Source organism: Pedobacter sp., from assembly GCF_045627485.1.
GTDB lineage: Bacteria > Bacteroidota > Bacteroidia > Sphingobacteriales > Sphingobacteriaceae > Pedobacter.
In genome coordinates this window covers 1-3,016 of the sequence record NZ_JAZQNU010000183.1, presented here as the reverse complement: position 1 = coordinate 3,016, position 3,016 = coordinate 1, and the positions used below count along the sequence as shown (strand labels likewise).

The window sequence follows — 3,016 nt, the reverse complement described above, 5'->3', positions numbered from 1 at the left end:
GCCCATTGGCCGATAAATAAGGCATTGTGTTTTTTACCCAGACATTTCAAAGTCAGGGATACGCCCATGGAGGCCACGGCAGCCCATAAAAATAAATCGGAAGGTAGTTTTGCCGTTTGTTCCTCAATGTTTCGGGCAATTGGCCCTTCTTTGTGTTGCGGATTTTCTGATCTGTCCATTTTATTAAATTTTAATTAACACCTAATTAACTATCTTTATGACAGTGCTTCCTCAATTTTGTTTACAAATAAATCATTACAGGTACTTTTCCAAAACCATCTGTTTACACCTACGTATTTATACGAATTATGTGGCCTTTCCTTTATGTTCCCAATGGTCTTTGATAACCTCCCCCATTGGAGAAATCTTTAGCCGACGTGCGTACCGCTCTCCTTTGATATTACCACTTTCATCTTTCTGCCCCATGAATAACAAAATGGGCCGTCCTTCAGCATCTGTTTTAAAAGACAGATTATAGCGACCGAAAGTCGTTTCTACCATCGTGGATGGTTCATAGCGTTTATTTAATATTTTTAATACAGGCTCTTTAATTTTCATCATATTAGGAAGCATTTCTTTCAGAAAAATAACGATTTAAGGCATGATCCAGTGATGGCAAGATCAAGCCATGTCTACTCGTTAAGGCGCTATAATTTGGCCTTACCGCAGGATAACCGAGTTCGGCTACTGGCAGTGGTTCTAGCAGGGAAGCGTTATAATTACCACGAATTGCCACTTCTTTAGCTAATTCTGACCAGCTGACGGTACCGTCATTCACCAGGTGCCAGATCCCATTTGCATCATCAATAAGCAGATCTAAACTGGCATTCACCAGATCGGGAACATAGGTTGGTGATACCACCACATCATCAGCTACCTTAACACGCTCCTTTTTTCCGAGAAAATCAAGTATAGAGTAAACAAAATTGTAATTGTCCCATGGACTAAAAAAAGCGCTTGTGCGTATAACTAATGCATTGGGATCATTGGCGAGCACCTCTTGCTCTGCAATGGCTTTACTTGCACCGTAAACATTTAAGGGGTTTACCGCATCCTCTTCGGTATAAGCCTCTTTCTTTTCACCATCAAAGACAAGATCTGACGAAAAGGTTAAGAGTTTAACTCCATATTGCTGACATGCTTTTGCCAGTTTAACCGGCCCCTCTGTATTACTTTGAAAACAATCTTCAAATTGAATCTCCGCATCATCTACACGCACGAATCCTGCTGCATTAATGATGGCCCAGGGTTTATATTTTTCGATCGTTTCGGCTATTTGAGCTGGGTTGACCATGTTGAGCTCTGCACGAGTTAATGCAATATGAAAAATATTACGCTGCTGGCATATTTTGGTAAACGCTTTGCCAAGGGTACCTGTAGCCCCAACAATGATTAAGGGGGACGTAATTTCAGGTTTAAAAGCAGTTTCAATTATGGCTTTTGGATATATTATTCGACTTTCCCGCTCCCACCAACCTTTTCCGCTAAGCAATGGGTGTTCATAAGCGGCTCCTACAGCTAAACTTTTTACCAACTTTTTAAGGGCAGTCGGTCTTGGCTCCAAAGACCTAACGTCAAACACGCCGTTTTCATAATTACCATGTGGATGGGTCAATAACCGGTCCCAGCCGTAGGCACCAAAAATTGACCAAATAGTAAAAGCCTCCACCACAATCTCTTCTTTTTGCAAGTTTGCTACGGCGTCCCAGTTTGATTTAACCCAACGCATCTGGTCTTCACGTCCACAGAACAGATGACATTCAGTTACTGCTAGTGGCAAATGTAACCTGTTCCAGGCATCGCGCAATAAATTGGTTAAACCATCCATTTTAGCTTCTCGGGTTCTTACCGCTTCCACATCGGCGTATACCTCTTTACCGTTTCCACCATGTGTTTGGACTGGGTAGTACTCTGTATGCTCATCAAGATAGCGCTCCGAAGTTACATAATAGTTGAAACCCAGAATATCGGGTGGCATTGCATGCGCTGTAAAGAACTGAAGTTCTTCTTCCGTCAAGCCATTATCGATACAGTACCTCCATAAAGGATGCGAAGAATCCATACGTCCGCTAAGTAAATCTATGCCTATCCATCGTCTCTCATTTTCGAAATCTGCCTGGTATTGCATATGCCTGGTGCTGTGAATTTTGCCAAGATCCTCGGTATGCACGAGTTTAGCGTTTGGATTCACTTTCCTGATAGCTTCCATCGCTAATAGGGTTGCCTTACATTCATTATACAAAATACGCAAAAACGAAACAGCATTACATTCGTGAGGATACCATAAACCATATAACCCACAGAAGCGTGCTGTGGTCAATGGTTCGTTGATAGGCGTATAATAGTTTATCCAGGGAAAGCGCCTTGCCACTTCGGTTGCATAAGCCGCCAAACCTTCAGCGAAACTTTGGTCCATCAGGTTAACGTAAGCCGGACCACTGCCATGGTGCACGAGCCCGGCAATCACCTCAATTTTTCGTTCTTTAAGTTCCAGTAAGTTCTTTTCGATAACTCCCCATTGTAAAGGCTGGTGTTGTTCTGGTTGATGGTATTCCCATAATATAGGGTACCTTAGTTTTTTGATGCCTAATTCTTCCAGCAATTTCAGATCATTTTTCCGATCATAATGCCCCTGATAAACAAGTTGGTTAAAATATTGATCACCTACCCTATTTATTGTGCATTCAATTCCACCCCATAATTCCATGTCTATAGCTTTAAGTCCAAGTTTGGTTTACATCAGTTAACCAATATTTCTTTACTCGCAATTTTTTTAAAAACCGTCAATGCCTGTGCAACCACCTGGTCCATATTATAATATTTATAGGTGGCCAGCCTGCCAACAAAATGCGTTGATTTTATTTTGGAAGCGAGACTATTGTATTTTTGATAAATGGCTTGATTCTCTGCCTGCGGAATAGGATAGTAAGGATCTCCCTCGGCCGTTGGAAATTCATAAACAACTGATGTTTTATGATGTTTTTGTCCGGTGAGGTGTTTAAACTCTGTAATACGG

General features: G+C 41.6%; 3 protein-coding genes. All 3 read right to left on the bottom strand.

The features are described from left to right. Positions 1-306: 306 nt before the first annotated feature. Positions 307-561 (bottom strand): hypothetical protein, encoded by a 255-nt coding sequence (locus tag ACR2F3_RS13995; protein ID WP_432710599.1) that lies wholly within the window; start codon positions 559-561, stop codon positions 307-309. Between the two features lies 1 nt (position 562). After that, entirely contained in the window at positions 563-2,707 is a 2,145-nt protein-coding gene (locus tag ACR2F3_RS13990) for a family 1 glycosylhydrolase (RefSeq protein ID WP_432710598.1), read from the bottom strand. Positions 2,708-2,739: 32 nt separating this feature from the next. Further along, positions 2,740-3,016: UDP-galactopyranose mutase (locus tag ACR2F3_RS13985; RefSeq protein WP_432710597.1), on the bottom strand; the 277-nt coding region annotated here is incomplete at its 5' end.

What these genes read in the sequence shown, in the direction of transcription:
- ACR2F3_RS13990 (WP_432710598.1), bottom strand. Translation starts at nt 2,707, where the DNA reads ATGGAATTATGGGGTGGAATTGAATGCACAATAAATAGGGTAGGTGAT.
- ACR2F3_RS13995 (WP_432710599.1), bottom strand. Translation starts at nt 561, where the DNA reads ATGATGAAAATTAAAGAGCCTGTATTAAAAATATTAAATAAACGCTAT.